The 24,090-nt window shown below is 70.4% G+C and carries 17 protein-coding genes; 9 read left to right on the forward strand and 8 right to left on the reverse strand.

Features of this window, described 5'->3' with window-relative positions; translation table 11 throughout:
- Positions 1-65: 65 nt before the first annotated feature.
- Positions 66-860, reverse strand: a complete 795-nt coding sequence (locus WD341_RS04170; protein WP_368424166.1) for an ABC transporter substrate-binding protein — start codon at positions 858-860, stop codon at positions 66-68.
- Between the two features lie 153 nt (positions 861-1,013).
- Here WD341_RS04170 and WD341_RS04175 point away from each other — a divergent pair, with 153 nt between their 5' ends.
- Positions 1,014-1,976 carry a LysR family transcriptional regulator gene (locus WD341_RS04175; protein WP_368424167.1) on the forward strand — a complete coding sequence of 321 codons (963 nt, stop codon included), beginning with the start codon at positions 1,014-1,016 and terminating at the stop codon, positions 1,974-1,976.
- 47 nt (positions 1,977-2,023) lie between these two features.
- On the opposite strand, the gene WD341_RS04180 is transcribed toward WD341_RS04175, so the two are convergent.
- The 6 genes from WD341_RS04180 to WD341_RS04205 form a co-directional block, all read right to left on the reverse strand.
- Positions 2,024-2,518: a cytochrome c gene (locus tag WD341_RS04180; protein WP_368424168.1), complete on the reverse strand. Its 495-nt coding sequence runs from the start codon at positions 2,516-2,518 to the stop codon at positions 2,024-2,026.
- A complete protein-coding gene (locus tag WD341_RS04185) occupies positions 2,511-4,832 on the reverse strand; it encodes a heavy metal translocating P-type ATPase (RefSeq protein WP_368424169.1) in 2,322 nt (773 codons plus the stop codon). Before WD341_RS04185 ends, WD341_RS04180 begins: the two co-directional genes overlap by 8 nt.
- 106 nt (positions 4,833-4,938) lie before the next feature.
- Positions 4,939-5,676, reverse strand: coding sequence for a copper resistance protein B (locus tag WD341_RS04190; protein WP_368424170.1), 738 nt, complete (start codon positions 5,674-5,676; stop codon positions 4,939-4,941).
- Between the two features lie 2 nt (positions 5,677-5,678).
- A complete protein-coding gene (locus WD341_RS04195) occupies positions 5,679-7,490 on the reverse strand; it encodes a copper resistance system multicopper oxidase (RefSeq protein WP_368424171.1) in 1,812 nt (603 codons plus the stop codon).
- On the reverse strand, positions 7,487-8,038 hold the full coding sequence (locus WD341_RS04200) for a cupredoxin domain-containing protein (RefSeq protein ID WP_368424172.1): 552 nt from the start codon (positions 8,036-8,038) through the stop codon (positions 7,487-7,489). The genes WD341_RS04195 and WD341_RS04200 overlap by 4 nt, the downstream gene beginning before the upstream one ends.
- Positions 8,039-8,213: 175 nt before the next feature.
- Complete coding sequence (locus tag WD341_RS04205) at positions 8,214-8,600, reverse strand: hypothetical protein (protein ID WP_368424173.1); 387 nt, start codon at positions 8,598-8,600, stop codon at positions 8,214-8,216.
- A gap of 385 nt (positions 8,601-8,985) precedes the next feature.
- On the opposite strand from WD341_RS04205, the gene WD341_RS04210 reads away from it, so the two are divergent.
- Positions 8,986-9,582 (forward strand): biliverdin-producing heme oxygenase, encoded by a 597-nt coding sequence (locus WD341_RS04210; RefSeq protein ID WP_368424174.1) that lies wholly within the window; start codon positions 8,986-8,988, stop codon positions 9,580-9,582.
- Positions 9,579-12,230 (forward strand): HWE histidine kinase domain-containing protein, encoded by a 2,652-nt coding sequence (locus WD341_RS04215; RefSeq protein ID WP_368424175.1) that lies wholly within the window; start codon positions 9,579-9,581, stop codon positions 12,228-12,230. The genes WD341_RS04210 and WD341_RS04215 overlap by 4 nt, the downstream gene beginning before the upstream one ends.
- A gap of 12 nt (positions 12,231-12,242) precedes the next feature.
- Here the strand turns inward: WD341_RS04215 and WD341_RS04220 are convergent, their stop codons facing one another.
- Entirely contained in the window at positions 12,243-12,500 is a 258-nt protein-coding gene (locus WD341_RS04220) for a NepR family anti-sigma factor (RefSeq protein ID WP_368424176.1), read from the reverse strand.
- Between the two features lie 229 nt (positions 12,501-12,729).
- Between WD341_RS04220 and WD341_RS04225 the strand changes: the two genes are divergently transcribed.
- The 6 genes from WD341_RS04225 (at position 12,730) to glgB (ending at position 24,082) form a co-directional block, all read left to right on the forward strand.
- Positions 12,730-13,506 carry a response regulator gene (locus tag WD341_RS04225; protein WP_368424177.1) on the forward strand — a complete coding sequence of 259 codons (777 nt, stop codon included), beginning with the start codon at positions 12,730-12,732 and terminating at the stop codon, positions 13,504-13,506.
- A gap of 254 nt (positions 13,507-13,760) precedes the next feature.
- Positions 13,761-14,465 carry a peptidoglycan-binding protein gene (locus WD341_RS04230; RefSeq protein ID WP_368424178.1) on the forward strand — a complete coding sequence of 235 codons (705 nt, stop codon included), beginning with the start codon at positions 13,761-13,763 and terminating at the stop codon, positions 14,463-14,465.
- A 213-nt stretch (positions 14,466-14,678) separates the two neighbouring features.
- Positions 14,679-16,142, forward strand: a complete 1,464-nt coding sequence (locus WD341_RS04235) for an HWE histidine kinase domain-containing protein (protein WP_368424179.1) — start codon at positions 14,679-14,681, stop codon at positions 16,140-16,142.
- A gap of 237 nt (positions 16,143-16,379) precedes the next feature.
- Positions 16,380-18,476: an alpha-1,4-glucan--maltose-1-phosphate maltosyltransferase gene (locus WD341_RS04240; RefSeq protein WP_368424180.1), complete on the forward strand. Its 2,097-nt coding sequence runs from the start codon at positions 16,380-16,382 to the stop codon at positions 18,474-18,476.
- 12 nt (positions 18,477-18,488) lie between these two features.
- Positions 18,489-21,878, forward strand: a complete 3,390-nt coding sequence (treS, locus tag WD341_RS04245) for a maltose alpha-D-glucosyltransferase (RefSeq protein WP_368424181.1) — start codon at positions 18,489-18,491, stop codon at positions 21,876-21,878.
- Complete coding sequence (glgB, locus tag WD341_RS04250; RefSeq protein ID WP_368424182.1) at positions 21,875-24,082, forward strand: 1,4-alpha-glucan branching protein GlgB; 2,208 nt, start codon at positions 21,875-21,877, stop codon at positions 24,080-24,082. Before treS ends, glgB begins: the two co-directional genes overlap by 4 nt.
- Positions 24,083-24,090 lie beyond the last annotated feature (8 nt).

Consider the following 24,090-nt stretch of genomic DNA (forward strand, 5'->3'; position numbering starts at 1 on the left):
TCTCCCCTCAGGGGAGAGGGAGGGACCCGTGAAGCGGGAGGGTGAGGGGGCCCTTGCCGTGGCGTTTAGCGGATGTCCGCGCCGACCCACTCCATGGAGATCTGCTCGTAGGTGCCGTCGGCCATCATCTCGTCGAGGGCCTTCTGCATGGCGGCCTTGAGCTCCGGATTGCCCTTGCGGATGGCGATGCCGATCTCGACCGCGCCGCCCTCGATGTCCGGCGTCTCGAGCTGGCGCACCTGGGCGCCGCTTTCCTTGACGGCGACGCGCACCGGGATGTTGTCGACGACGATGGCGTCGACGCGGCCCGAGTTGAGCTCGAGCATCAGCTCGGGCAGGCCCTTGTAGGTGCGGATGCCCCAGTCGCCGTGCGCGCCGGCATTCTCGCGGGCCCACTTCTCGTGGGTCTCGCCGAGGGTCACGCCGATCGTCTGGCCATCCAGGTCGTCCATGCTCTGGACGTCGGAGTCGGCCTTCACGAAGACGCCGCGGCCGGCCCTGTAGTACGGGCCGACGAAGTCGACGACCTCGAGGCGCTTGTCGGTGATCGTCATGGAGCCGACGATGGTGTCGTACTTGTTGGCCAGCAGGCCGGCGATGATGCCGTCCCAGGCGGTCGTCACGATCACCGGCTCCAGCTCCATGCGCTCGGCGATGGCGCGGCCGATCGAGGCATCGAAGCCGACGACCTCGTTGCGGTCGTTGACGAAGTTGAACGGCGGGTAAGCCCCGCTCATGGCGATGCGCAGCTCGCCCGCCTCTTTGATCTTCGCCAGGTCCTCGGCCTGCGCCTGCGGCGCCGCGAAGGCCAGGCCTGCGATCAGGCCGGCCGCGGCCAGGCCGGAAAGTAGCGTCTTCATGGTCTGCTCTCCCTGTTCGGCCGCCCGAGACTCACCGGCGGCGGATGCGGCGGCCCGCGGCCTGTCGCCGCCGGTCTCCCCGCGGCAAATCCTTTGCTTTCCCGCAGTCATTCTGCAAATAGATAATCTCAATATCGATCATTGGCCTGTGGAATGCCGGACACCCGCCAGGACCGCCTCGCCTGGGACCTCGACTGGAACCTGCTGCGCACTTTCATGGTGATCGTCGAGGAGCAGGGCATCACGCGCGCGGCCGACCGCCTCGGCCTGAAGCAGCCGACGGTCAGCAACGCACTGCGGCGCATGGAAGAGCGGCTGCAGCGCCGCCTGATCGAGCGCAAGCCCAACGCCTTTCAGGTCACCGCCGTCGGCCGGCTGCTCTACGAGGAGTGCGTCGAGGTCTTCGGCACGGTCTCGCGCCTGCCGATCCTGCTGCGCGAGGTCCAGGAAGAGATCACCGGGCGCGTCGCCATCGCGCTGACCAGCCATGTCATCTCGCCGCTGCTCGACGGCGCGCTCGCCGAGTTCCACGCCGCCCACCCGCGCGCGACCTTCACGCTCGGCGTCACGACCAGCGAGCAGGTCGTCAAGGCCGTGCTGCAGAAGCAGGCCTCCTTCGGGCTCTGCCTGGTACGCGAGCGCGACCCCCGGCTCGAGTACGAGCAGATCTACCGCGAGTTCTTCGGCTTCTTCTGCGGGCCCAAGCACCGGCTGTTCCGGCGCGGCGGCCTGACCCTCGAGGACCTGCGCGGCGAGACCTCGGTCTCCTTCCAGACCGACCAGCCCGCCGACGCCCTGCGGCCGGTGGCGCTGCTGCGCGCCCGCGCCGGCCTCGACAGCGCCATCGTCGGGATCTCCTCCAGCCTCGAGGAGGTCCGGCGCATGATCGTCGCCGGGCTGGGCATCGGGCCCCTGCCCCTCCATGTCGCCCAGGACGACGTCGCCGCCGGCCGGCTGTGGCGCCTGCCGCCCTACGAGGAGCCCCCGCAGATCGACATCTTCCTGGTCTGGAATCCCGCCGCCAAGCTGAACCGCGCCGAGGCCGGCCTGCTCGAACTGCTGCGCAAGCGCATCGCCGCCACGCCGCTGACCCAACGCACCTACGCGGCGGGCTGACGTCCGCCTGTTGGCCGGAATGGGCGCGGGTCGGAGCTCCTCCCGGGCTACCGCGCCGCCTCGTCGATGCCGTCGTGGCGGGCGCGGATCTCCGTTGGCCAGCGGCTCTTGATGTAGGACAGCACGGCCCAGATCTCGCGGTCGTCCAGTATGCCCTCGTAGGCCGGCATGTCGCTCTCGTAGCCCTGGCCGACCAGCGCCGCCGGCCCATACTTGGTCAGCGCGAAGAGCTGCTCGCCGCTGTGGTGCCAGGTATGGCCGCTGGCGTCGTGCGGCGGCGCCGGCAGGCGGCCCTCGGCGTTGCGCTCGCGCCAATTGGCCTGTCCTCCCAGGTCGGCGCCGTGACAGGAGGCGCAGTGCTCCGCGTAGAGCGCCGCCCCCTCGGCGACGAAGGCCGCCGCGTCCGGCCGCAGCCCCGCAGCCGGCGGCTCGCCGCGCCAGGGCCCGACCGCGAAGGGCACGGCGAGCGCCACCAGGACCAGGACTCCGGCGGCGATAAGCAGGCGGAAGCGCCCCCGCGCGGGCCCGCCGCGATCAGCCATCGAGCTTCTCCCGGCGCAACCGCAGCGCGTTGCCGATCACCGAGACCGAGCTGAGGCTCATGGCCGCCGCCGCGATCATCGGGCTGAGCAGGATGCCGAAGAAGGGGTAGAGCACGCCCGCCGCGATCGGCACGCCGAGCGCGTTGTAGACGAAGGCGAGAAACAGGTTCTGGCGGATGTTGCGCATGGTCGCGGCGGAGAGGTTGCGCGCCCGCAGGACGGCGCGCAGGTCGCCCTTGATCAGCGTCATGCCGGCGCTCTCGACCGCGACGTCGGCGCCGGCGCCCATGGCGATGCCGACGTCGGCCTGGGCCAGGGCGGGGGCGTCGTTGATGCCGTCGCCGGCCATGGCCACGCCCTGTCCCTGCGCCTGCAGCTCCTTGACCAGCCGGGCCTTGTCCTCCGGCATGACCTCGGCCTCGACCCGGTCGATGCCGAGCTGGCCCGCCACGGCCTGGGCGGTGACGCGGTTGTCGCCGGTCGCCATGACGATGGTCAGGCCGGCGCGGTGCAGCGCCTCGATGGCCTCGGGGGTCGTCTCCTTGATCGGGTCGGCGACCGCCAGCAGTCCCGCCAGCGCGCCCTCGACCGCCAGGAACATCACCGTGGCGCCCTCGCGGCGCAGGGCGTCGGCCTGCTCCTCCAGCGGCTGCGACTCGACCCCCAGATCCTGCATCAGGCTGGCCGTGCCCAGGGCCAGGGCCTGCCCCTCGACCTGCCCGCGCACGCCCTTGCCGGTGACGCTGTCGAAGGCCTCCGTCCTGGCCGGCGCGATGTCGCGCTCCTTGGCGGCGGCGACAATCGCGGCGGCGAGCGGGTGCTCGCTGCCCGTCTCCAGGCTGGCCGCCAGGCGCAGCACCTCCGCCTCGCCGCGCCCGCCGGCGGCGACGATGCGGGTCAGCCGCGGCCGCCCCTCGGTCAGGGTGCCGGTCTTGTCGACGACGAGGGTGCCGACCTTGGCGAAGCGCTCCAGGACCTCGGCGTTCTTGACCAGGACGCCGAGACCGGCGCCGCGACCGGTCGCGACCATGATCGACATCGGCGTCGCCAGGCCGAGGGCGCAGGGACAGGCGATGATCAGCACGCTGACCGCAGCGACCAGGGCATAGGCCAGGGCCGGTGCCGGGCCGAAGATCGACCAGGCCGCGAAGGCCAGCACCGCCGAGACGATCACCGCCGGCACGAAGACGGCGGAGACCCGGTCGACCAGCTTCTGGATCGGCGCGCGCGACCGCTGCGCCTCGGCGACCATCTGGACGACCTGGGCCAGCAGCGTCTCGCCGCCGACCCGGTCGACCTCGAAGACGAAGCTGCCCGAGCCGTTCAGCGTGCCGCCGGTGACGCGGTCGCTGGCGGCCTTCTCGACCGGCAGCGGCTCGCCGGTCAGCATCGATTCGTCGAGGTTGCTGCGGCCCTCGACCAGGACGCCGTCGAGCGGCACCTTGTCGCCGGGGCGGACCCGCAGCCGGTCGCCCGGCCGCACCTCCTCGACCGGCACCTCTTCCTCCTCGCCCGCCGCGCCGATCCGCCGCGCGGTCTTGGGCGCGAGGTCGAGCAGCGCCCGGATCGCGCCCGAGGTACGCTCGCGCGCCCGCAACTCGAGGACCTGGCCGAGCAGCACCAGGGTGACGATCACCGCCGCGCTCTCGTAGTAGACCGGCACGGTGCCGGCGGCCGTCTGCAGGGACGCCGGGAACAGGCCCGGCAGCAAGGTCCCCACCAGGCTGTAGAGATAGGCGGCGCCGGTGCCGAGCGCGATCAGGGTGAACATGTTGAGGTGGCCGGTGACCACCGAGTTCCAGCCCCGCTCGAAGAACGGCCAGCCGCCCCAGAACAGCACCGGCGTCGCCAGGACGAGCTGGATCCAGGGGCTGGCCGCATGCGGGACCAGGGTGTCGACCGGCAGGCCGAAGACATGCTGGCCCATCTCCAGGGCCAGCAGCGGCAGCGACAGGACCAGGCTGACCCAGAAGCGCCGGGTCATGTCGGCCAGCTCGGGGTTGGGCCCCTCGTCGCCAGCCGGAACGCCCATCGGCTCCAGGGCCATGCCGCACTTCGGGCAGGTCCCGGGGCCCTCCTGGACGATCTCAGGATGCATCGGACAGGTGTAGAGCGTGCCGGGCGGCGCCGGCTCGTCGGGCACCGGCGCCTCGCCGAGGTAGCGGGACGGATCGGCCTCGAACTTCGCCAGGCAGCCGGCCGAGCAGAAATGGTAGCGCGTGCCCTCGTGCTGGTGGCTGTGCGGCGAGCGTGCCGGGTCGACGGTCATGCCGCAGACCGGGTCGGTCGTCGTCTTCGCGTCCTGTTCCGTCATATCCAAGGCTCCCAGGGCCGGCCGGAAGGGCGGCGGACCCCTACCGTGGTCCTTCCAGTCGCTGGAAGGTCAAGGCCTTCGGCGACCGCCCTTCCGGCCAGGCCGCTCAGAATCTCAACCGGACACCGATCACGGCGAACAACTCGTCGGTGCCCTCGCCCTCCTCGCGCCCGAACTCGGCGGTCTTTCCATAGGCCTTCTCCCAGTGCAGGCCGAGGTACGGCGCCACGTCCCGGTAGAGCAGGTCGTAGCTGAGGCGCAGCCCGAGCTCGCTGGTCGACAGGCCGGCACCGACGCCGATCTCCTCGTCGTCGGCAAAGGCGAAGTCGACCTCCACGGCGGGCGTCAGGATGATCCGGTTGGTCAGCAGCAACTCGTACTCGAGCTCGAGCCGGGCCGAGGGCGCGCCGCCTTCCTCGGAGAAGAAGAGCGCGGCCTCGACCTCGACCCACTGCCGCGCGAGGCCGCTCAGCCCGAGGACGCCGTAGAGCCGGTTCGGGCCGCTCGGCGCGTCGTAGCGCAGGCCCGCCTTGAGGTCGAAGAACTCGTCGAGGGGACGCTGGATCAGCACCTGGCTTTCCAGCGTCTCGAAGCCGTGGCCGTCGAGCGACCACTCTCCCTCGCTCTCCAGGCGCAGCTTCCACTCGTCGGTGCCGACGAAGGCCTCGCCCTCCCAGGCCAGCAGGTCGCCCTCGTCGCCCAGGCGATATTCCATGCGCTCGAAGGCCACCGCGCTGACGACCAGCGGGCTCTTCTCCGCCGCCCGGGCAGCGCCCGGAAGAGCCGCACAGGCAAGGATCGCGACCGCCAGCAGCGGCGTGATCCGGTCGGTCGGCTGCCGCATCGTCATTCCCCCCTGGCCGGAGAGGTCGGCAGTGCCGCCGACTGGGGGCCACCCTCGACCCGGACCTCGCGGAACATGCCCGAGGCCATGTGGTAGAGCAGGTGGCAGTGGAAGGCCCAGCGGCCGGGCGCGTCGACCTCGGTCTCGGTGTAGACCGTGGTGCCGGGCGCGACGCTGACGACGTGCTTGACCGGATTCCACTTGCCGCTGCCGGCGTCGAGGATCGACCACATGCCGTGCAGGTGCATCGGATGGGTCATCATGGTCTCGTTGACGAACTTGAAGCGGACCCGCTCGCCGTACTGCAGGCGGATCGGCTCGGCGTCCTCGTACTTGATGCCGTTGATCGACCAGATGTAGCGCTCCATGTTGCCGGTCAGCCGGATCTCGATCTCGCGTCCCGCCGGCCGCTCCGCGTAGAGCGGGCGCTGCGCCTTGAGATCCGCGTAGGACAGGAAGCGGCCGCCCCCGGCGGCGCTCGGCGTCAGGCCGCTGCCTGGCGCATAGAAGGGATCGGCCGCCGCCCCGGTCGCGGCCCCGTGGCCCATCTGCGCATGATCCATGCCCGCCATGCCACCCTCGGCCGCCTCGCCGGTCATCGTCGAATGGTCCATGCCGGCCTCGCCCATGTCGGCCTCGCCCGTGTCGGCCTCGCCCATGCCGGCCTCGCCCGTCTCGCCGTGGCCCATGTCGCCATGGCCCATGTCGCCGTGCGCCAGCCTCATGTCGGCCATGGTCAGCAAGGGCGGCTCTCGCAACTCCGGGACCTCCGCCGTCATCCCCTCCCGCGGGGCCAGGGTGGCGCGGGCGTAGCCGTCGCGCGCCATCGTCTCGGCGAAGAGCGTGTAGGCCCTGGCCTCGGTCGGCCGCACGATCACGTCGAAGGTTTCCGACACCGCGATGCGGAGTTCGTCGACCGGGACCGGCTGCACGTTGTTGCCGTCGGCCTGCACCACGGTCATCTGCAAGCCGGGGATGCGCAGGTCGAAGTAGGTCATGGCCGAGGCATTGATGAAGCGCAGCCGGATCCGCTCGCCGGCATCGAAGAGCGCGGTCCAGTTCTGCCCGGGATCGCGCCCGTTGATCAGGTAGCGATAGTCCTGAACGTCGGTGATGTCGGTCGGCATCATGCGCATCTCGCCCCAGGCGGCGCGCTCGGCGAGGGTGGCGCCCAGCCCCCTGTCGGAAACGTCGGCGAAGAAGTCGCCGACGGTCCGCTGCTGCCGGTTGTAGTAGTCGGGCATGGTCTTGAGGTTGTTCAGGATCGTCGCCCCGGCGTGGTCGTGCTCGTCGGACAGCAGGACGACGTAGTCCCGGTCGTAGCGGAAAGGCTCGCGGCCCTCGGGCTCGATAACGATCGAGCCGTAGGCGCCGTCCTGCTCCTGCTGCTCGCTGTGGCTGTGGAACCAGTAGGTGCCGCTCTGGGTGACCGGGAAGCGGTAGGTGAAGGTCTCCCCCGGCTCGATGCCGTCGAACGACAGGCCGGGCACGCCGTCCATGCCGCTCGGCAGGATGATGCCGTGCCAGTGGATGGAGCTGGACACCTGCAGGCGGTTGGTCACCCTGATCGTGACCTCCTCGCCCTCCCGGAACCGCAGGGTCGGCCCGGGCGACTGGCCGTTGTAGCCAATCACCGTGCGGGTCGCGCCGTCGCGCTCGACGGTGACCGGCTCGATGGCCAGGTCGTATTCGGCCGCACCGGCCGGCAGCGGCGCCAGAACGCCGAGGACGGCCGCGAACAGCGGCGCCAGGCAGAGCCCCCGGCCGACCCTTCGCGGCCGGCCCAGGGCGCCTCTCCCGCTCGCGCCGCTCATTTCTGGATGCCCAGGTCGCCGACCATCCCGGCCTCGTAGTGGCCCGGCACGTTGCAGGCGAACTCCAGGGTGCCGCTCTCGGGGAAGGTCCAGACGAGCTCGGCCGTCTCGCCTGGCTCGAGCAGCAGGCTGCTGGGATCGTCGTGCTCCATGGTGCGGCCGCCGCCCATGTCCATCTTCATGCGCTCCCGGTCGATGCGGTCAGCCAGCAGCACGCCGTGCTCGACCATCATCATCATCTCGTCGCGGTGAGCGGCGTGCTGCTCCGCGGTCCCGATGTTGAACTCGTGCACCAGCGAGCCCTCGTTGCGGACCAGGAAGCGGACGGTCTGGCCGCCGGCGACCTCGAGGCGCTCGGGCTCGTAGTAGTTGTCGTACATGGCGATCTCGACGGTCCGGTCGGCGGCTGCCGCCTCGCCCGGCGCGCCGATCGCTGCGCGACCGTGGCCGCCGCCGTGCTCGCCCGCGGCGAGCGCCTGGCCGGCGCCGAAGAGAAGGGGACTGGCAAGCAGGGCTGCCGCAACGGCACCCAGGGAACTGCGGGTCATGGGATCTTCCTCTAGCGGGTTCCGCATCCCGGCGCGGGATCTCGGCACGGGGGCGGCGGAACCGAAGCGTTGGCGGAGCTTCGGGCGCGCCTGCTCGGCGGCCGACGAAAGCTTCGCATGGGGGGTCGCGGGGCCCGGTCGGTGCGGAAGCTCCGCCGCGGGCGGTCCGGAACGCTCAGGCCAGAATGCGTGGCGGCCGGTGCGGCGGGCTGGTCGCGCGGTCGAGGGCGACCGGGTTCATCCAGGGCGTCCGCAGGCGTCTCGGCACGGGGCCGGCCAGTCTCGGAGCGCCATCGGCAAGGGCCGCCGTGCCGCAGCCGGCCGTGCAGCAGGACGTGGTGCCGTCGTCGTGAGCCGTGCGCTCGCCGCTCTGGTGCCCTTTGCGGTCCGCGTGGCGGGCCGACGGCGCGGCAGCGGCCTCGCCGGTGTCGGCGGGCAGGACATGACCGTGCAGAGCGTGAGCAGCGGCCGACGCCGCCGCCGGCGCATCGGCGAGGGCGGGCGCGGCGAAGGCGATCAGCAGGATCGCCAGCCAGGGCAGGGCCGACGCAAGGCGCGTCATTCCGCTCGCTCTTCCGTTTCGCCGCATGGGACCATGGAGGAGGTTCTAAGGGATTCCGGCGCGCTCTACAATCCGTAGGACGGCCTCCTGCGCCCGCGGAACCTCGCGCCGGGGACCATGGAACCTATCCCCGACACCGTGTCTTATATTCTGTGGAGGGGCAGCAGATCGATCGAGGCGGTGACAGGATCGGTCGCGGCGCCCGACGGTTCGTCCAGTCCAAAGCCGATCATCCACCGGAAGAAGTCCCTTGGCCCGCCTTTTCCAATCCCTTGTGCAAGCGCTTTCCACACAGGAAAGGGCGCCGCAGGCAGTTGCCGAGGCGCCCCTACCGCAGGCGCCCCGGCCGCAGGCGCCCGACGTCGCGCTGCCGACGCCGCGCAGGGTGGCTCGGCATGCCCAGGTCCCCCTGGAGGGTGAGGGCCAGAACCTGCGCTTCCGGCTGCGGCGGGAGATCGAGGAGGTCCACGCTCGTCTCGACGAGGCTTTCGCCCGCCTCGACTTCGCCCGCCGCCGCGACTACGAGCGCTTCCTCTCGGTCAGCGCCAGCGTCGTACCGGCCTTGGAGCTGGCTCTTGAGCGCGGCGGCATCGAGGGGATCCTCCCGGACTGGCCGAGACGGCGTCGGCGCCACGCGTTGCTCGCCGACCTCGAGCGGCTGGGCCTCGCGGCGCCGGCGCCGGTCGCCGTCGAGGCCGGCGGCCGCCACCGGCAACTCGGCCTCGCCTATGCCCTGGAGGGCTCGCGCAACGGTGCGAGGCTCATGATGAGGGTCGTCGCTCGGTCGGACGATCCCGCGGTGCGCGCCACGACCGGCTTCCTCGGCCATGGCGGATCCGAGGCGCTGTGGACCAGCTTCCTCGCGCTGCTCGACCGCCGGCCCGCCTCGGAGTCCGAGTCGTCGGAGGCGTCGGCGGGTGCCCGCGCGGTCTTCGAGGCCTATCTGGTGGCGCTCGACGCCTGCCCTGGACGCCCGTCTTGACCGGCACTCGAAGGGACCGGCCGCCGCCTGGCAAGGGGGAGCGCGGCCAGGAGACGGAGGCGGAAGTCCCGGAGACCTTCCAGGTCGACCTGACCAACTGCGACCGGGAGCCGATCCACCTGCTGGGCGCGATCCAGCCCTTCGGCTTCCTGCTCGCCGTCTCGCCGGACTGGGTCGTTCAGCGCGTCTCGGCGAACTGCGAGGATTGGCTCGGCCGGCCTGCCGAGCAGCTGCTCGGCAGGCCGGCGAACGAGGTGCTGAGCGGCGAGGCGATTCACGCCCTGCGCAATCGCCTGCAGTACCTGCGCGGCGCGAACGCCGTCGAGCCGCTCTTCAACGTCGGGATCGCGGCAGGGCGGCCGCCGCTGGACCTGTCGGTGCATCTGTCCGGCGGGACGATCGTGATCGAGGGCGAACCCGCCCACGACACCGGTCTCGCTTCCGCGAGCGGCTCGGTTCGCGCGATGATCGGCCGCCTCCAGGCGACGAACGGCCTCGACCAGCTGCTCCGCGACGCCGCGCGCCTGCTCCAGGCGCTGACCGGCTACGACCGCGTCATGGTCTATCGCTTCGACGACAACGGATCCGGCAAGGTCGTCGCCGAGTCGCTGCGCGGCGGCATGCCCTCCTTCCTGGGCCAGCACTTCCCGGCCGCCGACATTCCCCAGCAGGCGCGTCGGCTCTACCTGCGCAACTGGCTGCGCCTGATCGCCGACGCCGCCGCCGAGCCGGTCCCGGTCGTGCCGGCGCGCGACGCCCAGGGCGCGCCGCTCGACCTGTCGATGTCGGGGCTGCGCTCGGTCTCGCCGATTCATCTCGAATACCTGTCGAACATGGGCGTGCGTGGCTCCATGTCGGTCTCGGTGATCGTCGGCGGCCGGCTCTGGGGGCTGCTGGCCTGCCACCATCGCGAGCCGCTGATCCTGCCGCTCGAGACGCGCACCGCGGCCGAGCTGTTCGGTCAGGTCTTCTCGCTACTGGTCGAATCCGGCGAGCGCAAGGAGGAGGTCGCCTACGATGAGCGCGCCCGCTCGCTGCACCTCCGGCTGATGGGCAGCCTGGCGTCCGCGGCGACGACGGCGCAGAACATCGCGGCCTACCTCGACGAGATGCAACAGGTGCTGGCCTGCCACGGCGTCGGCATCTGGGCCGAGGGCGAAGCGACGCTGAAGGGCGTGACGCCGACGCCGGAGCAGTTCGAAGCCCTGGCCGACTTCCTGACGCGGACAGCCGGAAGCGAGCTCTACGCCACCGACCGGCTCTCGGAGGTCTATCCCGAGGCAGAGAGCCTCCTGCCCGAGATCGCCGGCCTGCTCGCCGTGCCGATCTCGCGTGCGCCGAGGGACTACCTAGTCCTGTTCCGCCGCGAGGTGGCCGGCGAGGTCACGTGGGCCGGAGACCCGGCCAAGGCCGTCACCCCCGGTCCCAGCGGACCGCGCCTGACGCCACGCAGATCCTTCGAGCTGTGGCAGGAGGTCGTGCGCGGCCAGTCGGAGCCCTGGAGCTCCGCCGACCGTCACTTCGCCGAGGCGCTGCGGGTCACGATCCTGGAAGTCATGCTCAGTCTGGGCGAGGTGGTCTCGCGCGACCGCGAGCAGGCGCGCCAGAAGCAGGACCTGCTGATCGCAGAGCTGAACCACCGGGTGCGCAACATCCTGGCGCTGATGCGCGCGATCGTGGGCCAGAGCCGGCCCGGCTTCGACAACGTCGACGAGTTCGCCGAAGTGCTTGGGGACCGCATCCAGGCGCTTGCCCGCGCGCACGACCAGATCACCCGCGATAACTGGGGACCCGCTTCCTTCCGCGGCCTGGTCGAGGCCGAGGTCGCGGCCTACCTGCTGCGGCAGCCCGAGCGGGTGCAGCTGCAGGGACCGGAGCTGCTGATCCGGCCCCAGGCCTTCTCGACGCTCGCCCTGGTCTTCCACGAGCTGATGACCAATGCCGGAAAGTACGGCGCGCTGTCGAACGGCGAGGGCTCGGTCGCGGTCGCCTGGCGGCTGGAGGGCGAAGAGGGCGACATGGTCGTCGAATGGAGCGAGTCGCACGGGCCACCGGTCACGCTACCCGACCATCGTGGCTTCGGCTCGACCATCATCGAGCGGTCCGTCCCCTACGACCTGCACGGCCGCGCCGAGATCGAGTTCCGGCCCGAGGGCCTGCGAGCCAACTTCATGGTGCCTGCGCAGCATGTCGTCCCGGCCCCGCTCGAGGATCCGATGGCGAGGGAGGAGGCCTGGAGCGGGACGCCGGCTCCCTACCGGCGATCGGCCGGCCACGCGCTGATCGTCGAGGACAACATGATCCTCGCGATCGAGACGGAGGACCTGCTGCGCGAGACGGGCTTTTCGACGGCCGAGAGCGTCCCCAGCGTAAGCGCCGCCTACGACAGGATCGGCATCGAGAAGCCGGACTTTGCGGTGCTCGACGTCAATCTGGGGCAAGAGACCAGCTTCGCCGTGGCGGATCGCCTGGCCGAACTCGGCATCCCCTTCGTCTTTGCGACCGGCTATGGTGACCAGGCCGTACTGCCGGCAGCGCACAAGCATCGGCCGCTTCTGGCGAAGCCGCTCGACGGCCAGTTGTTGCGCCGAGTGCTCGACGGCCTCGAAGCGGGCGCGGCCGACTTACCTAATCCGGAAGCGCGGTGACGGCCGGCGTTTTCAGTCCCCGCCGTCGCGCTCCCGGGCCTCGAGGCAACGCAGCAGTTCGGCAAAGCGATCCGGCAGGGGTTCCTGCAGGACATCATCGAACAACTCGCCGAGCTGGCGACCGATCCAAGGGATGTCGGCCGGCATTTCGGCGCTCACGGGCTGGGGCCAGCCGCTGCGCCCGGAGAGGGGCGGTGTCGCGCGTCGCTGAGTCTTGATACCGGGTCCAAAATCACGCATGGCGGCTTGCCACAACTCCTTGTAGTTCATCGGCCGTTTTCGGCCGATCCGTGCCGCCGTCCTGCTGTTCTATCGATCTCGTCTCCCTCGTTCCCGAGTTGGAGCGGATCAACTACTATGCAATCAGAACGCTCCCAGATGGGGCAGGTTCCACCAAGCAACGCCCTAGTCATCGCGTCGCCCTTCTGCTATCCGAACCGGCGAGACTGGACCCGCGCCGGGCGTTCCAACAAGGAGTTCCGCTTTGTCGCTCTCGACCATGATCGCTCCACAGATCCCCTTTCTGAGGCGCTACGCCCGCGCGCTCAGAGGGCAGCAGGAAGCCGGCGACGCCTTCGTCGTGGCGACCCTGGAGGCGCTGCTCGCCGAGCCGGAGGACTTTCCGCGCGAGCTCGGGCCGCGGGCCGGGCTCTACAAGGTTTTCCATCGGATCTGGGCGAGCACCCACAACGACGACTACGAACCCTCTGAGCCGGAAAGCCCCGGGGAGTCCGGTGCCCAGCGGCGGTTGGAGCGACTGACCCCGCGCAGCCGCCAGGCGCTGCTGCTGACCGCGCTGGAAGGCTTCTCCGTCGAGGAAGCCGCGACCATCCTGGACAGCACCGCGGAGGAGGTTCAGGGCCTGATCGCCGACGCCATCGGCGAGATCGAGCGTCAGGCCCGCACGCGCGTCCTGATCATCGAGGACGAGCCGATCATCTCGGCCGACCTGGAGATGATCGTGAAGGGGCTGCGCCACGACGTCATCGCCGTCGCGCGGACGCGCAGCGAGGCGGTCAGCACGGCCCAGCGAGAGCGGCCGGGCCTGGTCCTCGCGGACATCCAGCTGGCCGACGGCTCGTCGGGCATCGATGCCGTGACCGAGATTCTCTCCAGCTTCGACGTGCCCGTCATCTTCATCACGGCCTTCCCGGAGCGTCTGCTGACCGGCGAGCGGCCCGAGCCCTCCTTCCTGATCACCAAGCCCTACCAGGACGACACCGTGCGGGCCGCGATCGGCCAGGCGCTGTTCTTCCGCCAGAAGGCCGCCGACTGACCGCCGACTGACCGGCGGGGCCCCTCCCCGCAGCCCTCGTCCTCAGCATGAAAGAACCCGGCCGGAGCCTGCTCCGGCCGGGTTCTTTCATGCCCTGACCTGTCCGGGCGACGCACCCGGCGCCGCGGGAACTTCCCGCTGCGGAACCGCGTTGGTTCGCGCAAGCAGGACGGTGGAGCGGCGGCGCAGAGCCATCGAGGGGTCGATGGCATGACAGAGCGCCTGTGCCCCGGACCAGAGTCCAGGAGGACCAGATGACACGCTCGTTCGGCACGATCCCCGTGGGCCTCTTACCGGCTCGCACACTCGCCCTGGCGGCGAGCCTCGTCCTGGTCGCGGGCGTCTCCGCCGCGCAGGCCGGCGAGGCCGCCCCGCCCCGGGTCGCCGAGCCGGTCGCGCTGTTCCAGCAGGCCGTGATGCAGGAGCACCGCTCGGCCTATCGCTCCTCGGAGCCTCAACTCCAGCGCATGGAGACCGCGCAGCAGGCCGCCGATCGGCGCTCGGCCGAGATTCGCCGGATCCAGGCGTCGCTGACTCAGCTCGGCTTCGATCCAGGCCCGCTCGACGGCAAGCTCGGGCCGCAGACGCGCAGCGCCATCCGCGCCTTCGAGCAGGAGCGGCAGCAGGCCCCGAGCGGCAGGGCGAGCCCGGCATTGCTGCGCGACCTCTCCGGCGCCCTGGCCGAAGCCAGGCAGAGCCGGCGCCCGGCGACCGTCGCGAAGGCACCCGCGGCGGTGGAGCCGATCGTGACCGCCGCGGAGGAGCCCTCGAAGCCGCGCGTCCGGCTGATCTCCAGTGCCGAGGCGGCGGAGCCGGTGCCGGCGGCGCGCGTCGCACCGGCCGGCCCGCAGGACTACGGCCTTCGCGACGCGATCGCGGAATCCTGGTCGATCGTGAGCAGCCTGTCGGGGGCGATGTTCGACCTGGTCCAGGCGCAGGCGCTCGACGCCACGCGGTGAACCAACGAGGATCCCGATTGCTGAAACCCCGGCTCTCTCGCCCAAGAGCCGGGGTATTCTCGTCTGGGCGCCGGAGCCGGGCCGAGCGTACCGGAGCCGGATCCGGCGGTTCCGGCGGTTCCGGCGGTTCCGCCGGAGCGGACAAGTTGGATTGCCGTTGGGCGATGCCCGGTGCTAGGGGACGCCGGGCGCCATGCAAGTCGGGATTCGCCGATGGATAGCTTGCTGCAGTACCTCTTCGGGGCGGCTTCCTTCATGCCCCACGGCGATTGCCTGCTCTGGCGATCCGACCTCGTCGCCCTCCACGCCGTGTCCGACGCGCTCATCGCCGTCGCCTACTTCGCGATCCCCCTGGCGATCCTGTCGTTCGTGAGGAAGCGCGAGGGATTGCGACCGGTCGAGCGCCGGCTCGGCTACCTCTTCGTGCTCTTCATCCTGCTCAGCGCCCTGACCCACCTGGCGGGCGTGGTGACGCTTTGGATTCCCGCTTACGGGGCCGAGGGCCTGATCAAGGCGGCGACGGCGGTCGTCTCGCTCTACACGGCCATGACGCTCTGGTCGCTGGTGCCGAGCTTCCTGTCCCTGCTCTCGCCGGGCGAGCTGCAGGCCATGAACGAGGGGCTGCGCAAGGAAGCTGCCGCGCACAGGGAGACTTCGGCAAAGCTGCGCAAGGCCGAGACCGAGCTGAGCAGCGCGCTCGAGGCGCGCACCCGCGAGCTGCAGGAGATCAGCGAGCGCTTCGACCTGACCCTGCGCGGCTCCGGCGTCACCGTCTTCCAGCAGGATCGCAATCTGACCTACACCTGGATGTACAACCCGCCGCAGGAGCTGGCGGACCGGCAGTTCATCGGCCGCACCGAGCGGGAGCTGGGCCTGCCGGACGTCACCCTCGCGACCATCGAGCCGGCCAAGCGGGCAGTGCTCGAGACCGGGGAGACGACCGTGGTCGAGGTGCCCTTGCCGAGCGCCGGAAAGGATCGCTGGTTCAAGCTGTTCATCGAGCCGCTGCACGAGGGGACCGACAGAACGATCTCCGGCATCTCCTGCGTCGCGATCGACGTCACCGACGAGAAGGCCGTCGAGACGCAGCTGCGCATCGTGCTGCGCGAGCTCACCCACCGGACCAAGAACATTCTGATGATCGTGCAGGCGATCGCGCGCCAGACCGCACGCAACGTCGACAGCCCGACGGACTTCATCAAGCGCTTCTCGGCGCGCCTCAGCGCGCTCGCCAGTGCGCACGACATACTTGTCAACCGCGGCTGGTCGGCGGCCTCACTTCAGGAACTGGTCGAGGACCAGCTGGCCTACCTGCCCGACGGCCCCCGCCAGGCGGTGAGGATCGAGGGGCCCGACCTCGAGCTGGGCGCCAACCAGGCGCAGAACCTGGCACTCGCCATCCATGAGCTCTCGACCAACGCGACGAAGTTCGGTGCCCTGTCGGTCGAGAGCGGATCGGTGGAGGTCGCCTGGAACGTCGAGGTGGCCGCCGACGGACCTTGCGTGACCCTGGTATGGCACGAGGTCGGCGGGCCGCCGGTGGTCGAGCCCGACGCCGCCGGCTTCGGGCGGCTGATGCTCGAGAAGCTGGTACCCGACGCGATCTCCGGGACCGCCGAGCTCGACTTCCCCGAAGGCGGCCTGCGCTGGCGGATCAGCTTCCCGCTCGATCCCTGACGGCGCGCCCGCTGCCGGCGCGGGCGGAACGCCGGCCCGGCTCTGGCGTTAGGAACCACAACGTCCCGACGTCCGGTCTCCCGCACAGACCGCCGCCGCGGCTCCTTGCCGGTGCTCCAGCCGGCTGGACGCTTAACGATCGGCGGTCGCCGGGGTTAGGCTGAGCCGGCTTCCCGCCGCTGTAGGGCAGGCTGGAAACCGACGACCAGGAACCGCACGGGGAGGCGGATTGATCACGTGACGGCCAAGGAAAAGAAGCCCACCGCGCCGAAGAAGGCGCGGGCGCCGAAGCGCGCCACCACGGGTCCACTGCACGCCGCAGAGGACACGCGAGAGGACACGCGAGAGGACACGCGCCTGCGCGAACTCGCCGCCGACCGCATCGCCATCGAGGGCGTCGAACCCGAGATCGACGGGGGCCGCTTTCCGGCGAAGAGCGTCGCCGGCGGCCGCTTCCGGGTCGAGGCGGACATCTTCGGCGACGGTCACGACGTCCTCGAGGCGGCGCTGCTGGTTCGTCCCGCCGGCGCCACGGAGAGCGCCTGGACCGAGGCGCCGATGGTGCTGTTCGACAACGACCGCTGGCACGGCTCGGCCGAGCTGCCGGAGAACCGCCTCTACGACTTCACGCTCGTCGCCTGGCGCGATCTCTTCGCGAGCTGGCGCGGCGAGGTCTCGAAGAAGTACGGGGCGGGCGTGCCGATCGGCCTGGAGATCGAAGAGGGCTGCCGTTTGGTCGCCAGCGCCCTGGCCCAGGCCGAGCGCGGCACCGCCGAGGATCGCAAGGCCATGGCGCGGCTCGACGAGGCGCTGCGGGCGGACGCCGTCGAGGGCGACCGCTTCTCCCTGCTGATGAGCGACGACACGGCGGCGCTGCTGCGCCGGGCCGGACCGCGCACCAACCTGTCGCACTACAACAAAGTGCTGCAGGTCTTCGCCGACCGCCCGGCCGCCGCCTTCAGCGCCTGGTACGAGTTGATGCCGCGCTCGCAGTCGGGCGACGCCGCGCGCCACGGCACCTTCGATGACGTCATCGCCCGCCTGCCCTACGTGCGCGAGCTCGGCTTCGACGTGCTCTACTTCCCGCCGATCCACCCGATCGGCAAGACCAACCGCAAGGGCCGCAACAACAGCCTGGTCCCCGAGCCCGACGATCCCGGCAGCCCCTACGCGATCGGCGCGCAGGACGGCGGCCACGACGCGATCCACTCTGAACTCGGCACGCTCGAGGACTTCCGGCGCCTGGTGTCGGCGGCGCGCGTCGAGGGGCTGGAGATCGCCCTCGACTTCGCCATCCAGTGCTCGCCGGACCACCCCTGGATCAAGCAGCATCCGGAGTGGTTCGACTGGCGCCCGGACGGCACCATCAAGTTCGCCGAGAACCCGCCGAAGAAGTACGAGGACATCGTCAACGTCCACTTCTACCGCGACGCCATCCCGGGCCTGTGGCTGGCGTTGCGCGACGTCGTCCTCTTCTGGATCGAGCAGGGCGTGACGATCTTCCGGGTCGACAACCCCCACACCAAACCCTTTCCCTTCTGGGAGTGGCTGATCGGCGACGTCCATGCACGCCACCCGGAGGCGATCTTCCTGGCCGAGGCCTTCACCCGGCCCAAGGTCATGAAGCGGCTCGCCAAGATCGGCTTCAGCCAGTCCTACTCCTACTTCACCTGGCGCAACCAGAAGCAGGAGCTGGCCGACTACCTGACCGAGCTGACCCGGGAGGAGTGCCGCCACTACATGCGGCCGAACTTCTTCGTCAACACGCCGGACATCAACCCCTACTACCTGCAGCACAGCGGCCGCGCCGGCTTCCGCGTCCGCCTGGCGCTGGCCGCGACGCTGGCCGGCAACTACGGCCTCTACAGCGGCTTCGAGCTGTGCGAGGCCGCCGCCGTGCCCGGCAAGGAGGAGTACCTCAACTCCGAGAAGTACGAGATCCGTGCCTGGGACTGGGATCGGCCCGGCCACATCAAGGACGACGTGCGGCTGCTCAACGACCTGCGCCGCCGCCACCCGGCGCTGCAGGAGTTCGCCAACGTGGAATTCTACAACGCCTGGAACGACAACATCCTCTACTACGGCAAGCGCACGCCTGACCTCTCGAGCTTCCTCCTATTCGCCGTCAACCTCGACCCGCACAGCGCCCAGGGTGCGGCCTTCGAGGTGCCGCTCTGGGAGTTCGGCCTGCCCGACGAGGCGACCGTCGAGGTCGAGGACCTGGTCACCGGCAGCCACTTCACCTGGCACGGCAAGGTCCAGCACCTCTGGCTGGACCCGGCCCAACGCCCCTATGCGATCTGGCGGCTGATCCCGCCGGGCGCGCCGCGCTAGGAGGTGGCGAGCATGGACAGTCCGCTCCCCGCGAAGGTGACGCGCACCCCGGCCGGCGACGGCCGGGTACGCCGGGACGGCGCGATCGATCGCTCCAGCACCGACTGGTACAAGGACGCGATCGTCTACCAGCTCCACGTCAAGGCCTTCCAGGATTCCAACGGCGACGGCCTGGGCGACTTCGCCGGCCTGATGCAACGCCTGGACTACGTGCAGGAGCTCGGCGTCACGGCGATCTGGCTGCTGCCCTTCTATCCCTCGCCGCTGCGCGACGACGGCTACGACATCGCCGACTACCGCTCGATCAATCCGAGCTACGGCACGATGCGCGACTTCAAGATCTTCGTCGCCGAGGCGCACCGGCGCGGCCTGAGGGTGATCACAGAGCTGGTCATCAACCACACCTCCGACCAGCACCCCTGGTTCCAGAAGGCGCGCACGGCCAAGCCCGGCTCGGCGGCGCGCAACTTCTACGTCTGGAGCGACACCGACGACCGCTACGACGGCACGCGGATCATCTTCCTGGACACCGAGAAGTCGAACTGGACCTGGGACCCGGTCGCCGAGGCCTTCTTCTGGCACCGCTTCTACTCGCACCAGCCCGACCTCAACTTCGACAACCCGAGGGTCCTCAAGGAGGTCCTGAAGGTGATGCACATGTGGCTCGACATGGGGGTCGACGGGCTCCGGCTCGACGCCATCCCCTACCTGGTCGAGCGCGAGGGCACCAACAACGAGAACCTGCCCGAGACCCACGTCGTGCTGAAGCAGATCCGCGCCAGCCTGGACGAGAAGTACGCCGACCGCATGCTGCTCGCCGAGGCCAACCAGTGGCCCGAGGACACCCGCCCCTACTTCGGCGACGGCGACGAGTGCCACATGGGCTTCCACTTCCCGCTGATGCCGCGCATGTACATGGCGCTGGCCCAGGAGGACCGGCACCCGGTCACCGACATCATCCGCCAGACCCCGGAGATTCCGGAGGCCTGCCAGTGGGCGATCTTCCTGCGCAACCACGACGAGTTGACGCTCGAGATGGTCACCGAGGAGGAGCGCGACTACCTCTGGCAGACCTACGCCGCCGACACCCGCGCGCGGATCAACCTCGGAATCCGCCGGCGCCTGGCGCCGCTGATGCAGAACGATCGGCGCAAGATCGAGCTGATGAACGCCCTGCTGCTGTCGATGCCGGGAACGCCGATCCTCTACTACGGCGACGAGCTCGGCATGGGCGACAACTACTATCTCGGCGACCGCGACGGCGTGCGCACGCCGATGCAGTGGTCGACCGACCGCAACGCCGGCTTCTCGCGCGCCAACCCTCAGCAGCTCTACCTGCCGCCGATCATGGACCCGATCTACGGCTACCAGGCGATCAATGTCGAGGCGCAGCGCGCCGACGCCTCCTCGCTGCTCAACTGGACCCGCCGCATGGTCGCGGTGCGCAAGGACCGGAAGGCTTTCGGGCGCGGGTCGATCGGCTTCATCTACCCGCACAACCGCAAGATCCTGGCCTACGTGCGCGAGCACGAGGACGAGCGCATCCTGTGCGTCGCCAACCTTGGCCGCTCGGCCCAGGCGGTCGAGCTCGACCTGTCGCGCTTTCGCGGCGCGGTGCCGATCGAGCTGACCGGCGGCGCCGCCTTCCCGCCGGTGGGCGACCTGCCCTACCTGCTGACCCTCCCCGCCTACGGCTTCTACTGGTTCCTGCTCGCCGACGAGGCCGAGGCCCCTTCCTGGCACCAGCAGATGCCCGAAATCCTGCCCGAATTCATCACCCTGACCAGCCGCGACGGCACGGTCGCCAGCGTGCTGAGCGGCCGCGAGAAGCGACAGCTCGAGACCGAGACGCTGCCGACCTACCTGGCCCTGCAGCGCTGGTTCGCCGCCAAGGACCAGCGGATTCGCAGCGTCACCCTTACCGCCCTCGGCGGCCTCGGCGACAGCGACCACCTGCTGGTCACCGCCGACGTCGAGATCGGCGAGGAGAGCCAGCGCTACTTCCTGCCCCTGGCGGCGCGCTGGGGCGAGGAGAACCTGCGCGCCGGGGCGGCCAAGCTGTCCTACACCCTGGCCAAGATCCGCAGGGGCCCGCGCATCGGCGCGCTGATCGACGGCGCCCAGGACGAGGCCTTCGCCGCCTCGCTGCTGCGGGCCATGCAGGCCGGCCCCGCGGATGGGCGGGACGGCGGCGACGAGGGCAGCCGGCTGCGCTGCATCGGCAGCGAACGCCTCTCGGCGATCGAGGACTTCGGCGCGCCGCGGCCGCTCGGCGTCGAGCAGAGCAACGTCTCGATCGTGTTCAGCGACCAGGTCATCATGAAGCTCTATCGGCGCCTGCGTCCGGGCGAACAGCCCGACGTCGAGGTCGCACGCTTCCTCACCGAGACCGCCGGCTACCCGAACACGCCGGCCCTGCTCGGCTCCATCGAGGCGCTGGACGGCAAGGGCGAGGCGACGACCCTGGCCGCCGCCTACGCCTTCGTTCCCAACCAGGGCGATGCCTGGGGCGTCATCGTCGAGGCGCTGGAGCGCGACCTCGAGGAGCAGGCCCTGCAGCCGACCGAGCAGGCGCCGGAAACGGAAGCGCCGAGGGAGGAGTTCTCGCCCCAGCTCGGCCTGGGCCCGCTGCTGGGCCGCCGCACCGCGGAGCTCCACCGTGCACTGGCGGCGCCGACGGACGATCCCGCCTTCGCCTGCGAGCCCCTGACCAAGGCCGACCTGCGCGCCTGGGTCGGCGAGGCCCAGGCCGAGGCCAGGCAGCTGCTGACCAGGCTGCAGTCGGCGCGGGACCTGCCCGAGGCGGCGCAGGCCGACGCCCGGCGCCTGCTCGGCCTCAAGGGACGCCTGCTGGACAGGCTCAAGGCGGTTGCAGCGCTGAAGCCGTCGGGCGCACGCTCGCGCATCCATGGCGACTATCACCTGGGCCAGATCCTGGTCGCCCAGAACGACCTGACGATCATCGACTTCGAGGGCGAGCCGGGACGCAATCTGGCCGAGCGGCGCCTCAAGTCCTCGCCGCTGCGCGATCTCGCGGGCCTGCTGCGCTCGCTCGACTACGCCGCGGCGATGGCGGCGAGCCACTACGGCCAGCGCCCGGGCATCGACCGGGAGGCCGTCGCCGGGCGGGCCCGCCGGTGGCGCGACCAGACTACGGCCGCGGTGCTGGCCGCCTATCGCGAGAGCATCGCCGGCGCCCCGACCTGGCCGACCGACGAGCGTCTCGCCGAGGGCCTGCTCGACCTCTTCCTGCTGCAGAAGGCCGTCTACGAGATCGGCTACGAGCTGGCCAACCGCCCGACCTGGGTCGGCGTCCCGCTCGCCGGCCTCCTCGACCTGCTAGACGGAAACGAGGGGCTCGAAGAATCACCCGGGCCCGAAGGAAGCCAGGGAAACTCATGAGTAGCGAATCTGCCCTTCCGATCGACCAGAGCGCCGTCGAGGCGATCGTCCGCGGCCGCCATGGCGACCCCTTCGCCGTGCTCGGCATGCACGGCGGCGGCGACCGGCCGCTGCGCGTCTCCGTCTTCGCACCGCCGGCGGCCGAGGTCGCCGTGATCGACGCGAACACCGGCAAGCCGGTCGCGCAGCTGGAGCGCATCCACCCCGAAGGCTTCTTCACCGGCAGCCTGCCGCGCCGCAAGAAGCCCTTCCCCTACCGCCTGAAGTTCGCCGCCGGCGAGAACAGCTGGGAGGCCGAGGATCCCTACCGATTCCCGGAGCTGCTCGGCGAGCTCGACAGCCACCTGCTGGCCGAGGGCCGGCACCGGCGGCTCTACGAGCGGCTCGGCGCCCATCCCGCCACGCTCGAGGGCGTCGAGGGGGTGAGCTTCGCAGTCTGGGCACCGAACGCCCAGCGGGTCAGCGTGGTCGGCGACTTCAACGCCTGGGACGGCCGCCGCCACCCGATGCGCCGGCGCTACGAGGCCGGCATCTGGGAGCTTTTCGTGCCGGGCCTGCCGAAGGGCGCGCACTACAAGTACGAGATCCTCGGCGCACAGGGCGAGCGCCTTCCGCTCAAGGCGGATCCCGTGTCGTTCTTCCAGCAGCAGGCGCCCGAGACGGCCTCGCTGGTTCACGGCCTCCCGCAGCACGAGTGGCGCGACGGCGCCTGGATGGAGGAGCGCGCCGCGCGCCAGGCGGTCTCGGCGCCGATCTCGATCTACGAGGTCCACCTCGGCTCCTGGCAGCGCGGCGAGAACGACAGCCTGCTCGGCTACGACGCGCTCGGCGACCGGCTGATCCCCCACGCCCTGGACATGGGATTCACGCACCTGGAGTTCCTGCCGGTCAGCGAGCATCCCTTCACCGGCTCCTGGGGCTACCAGCCGATCGGCCTGTTCGCGCCGACCAGCCGCTTCGGACCGCCCGAGGCCTTCGCGCGGCTGGTCGACCGCTGCCACGAGGCCGGCCTGGGCGTGATCATCGATTGGGTGCCGGCGCACTTCCCGAGCGACGAGCACGGCCTGGCGCACTTCGACGGCACGGCGCTCTACGAGCACGAGGATCCTCGGCTCGGCTTCCATCAGGACTGGAACACGCTGATCTACAACTTCGGCCGCCGCGAGGTGTCGAACTTCCTGCAGGCCAACGCCCTCTACTGGCTCGAGCGATTCCACATCGACGCGCTGCGCGTCGACGCCGTCGCCTCGATGCTCTACCTCGACTACAGCCGCGAGCCCGACCAGTGGATTCCGAACGTCCACGGCGGCAACGAGAACCTCGACGCCATCGCCTTCCTGCGCGAGGTCAACACCCGCGCCTACGCCGAGCATCCCGGCGTCACCACGATCGCCGAGGAATCGACCGCCTGGCCGCAGGTCAGCGCGCCGGTGCACAGCGGCGGCCTGGGCTTCGGCTACAAGTGGAACATGGGCTGGATGCACGACAGCCTGGAGTACATGCGCCGCGACCCCCTCTATCGCCGCCACCACCAGGACCAGCTGACCTTCGGCCTGCACTACGCCTTCACCGAGAACTTCGTGCTGCCGCTCAGCCACGACGAAGTGGTCCACGGCAAGGGCTCGCTGCTCAACAAGATGCCGGGCGACCGCTGGCAGAAGTTCGCCAACCTGCGCGCCTACTACAGCTTCATGTGGACCCATCCAGGCAAGAAGCTGCTGTTCATGGGTTGCGAGTTCGGGCAGGAGCGCGAGTGGAGCCACGACCGCTCGCTCGACTGGCACCTCTGCGACGACCCGGCCCACGGCGGCCTGCAGCGCCTGATCCGGGACCTCAACCGCCTGTACCGCGAGGTTCCGGCGCTGCACCAGCGCGACTGCGATCCCGCCGGCTTCGAGTGGATCGACGCCAGCGACGCCGCCGGCAGCACGTTCGTCTACCAGCGTAACGCGGACGAGGGCGGCGACCCCGTCGTCGTGGTCTGCAACTTCACGCCGGTGGTCCGCACGGACTACCGCATCGGCGTGCCGCGCGCCGGCGCCTGGGACGAGATCTTCAACAGCGACGCCGAGCTCTACGGCGGCTCGAACGTCGGCAACGGCGGCCGCGTGGTCGCAGCGGAGCCCGGCCGGCACGACCGTCCCGCCTCCCTGTCCCTGACCCTGCCGCCGCTGGCGACGTTGATTCTGCGACCCTCCTCCTAGGAACAGAC

The sequence above is a fragment of the Tistlia sp. genome (genome assembly GCF_040905785.1).
GTDB lineage: Bacteria > Pseudomonadota > Alphaproteobacteria > Kiloniellales > DSM-21159 > Tistlia.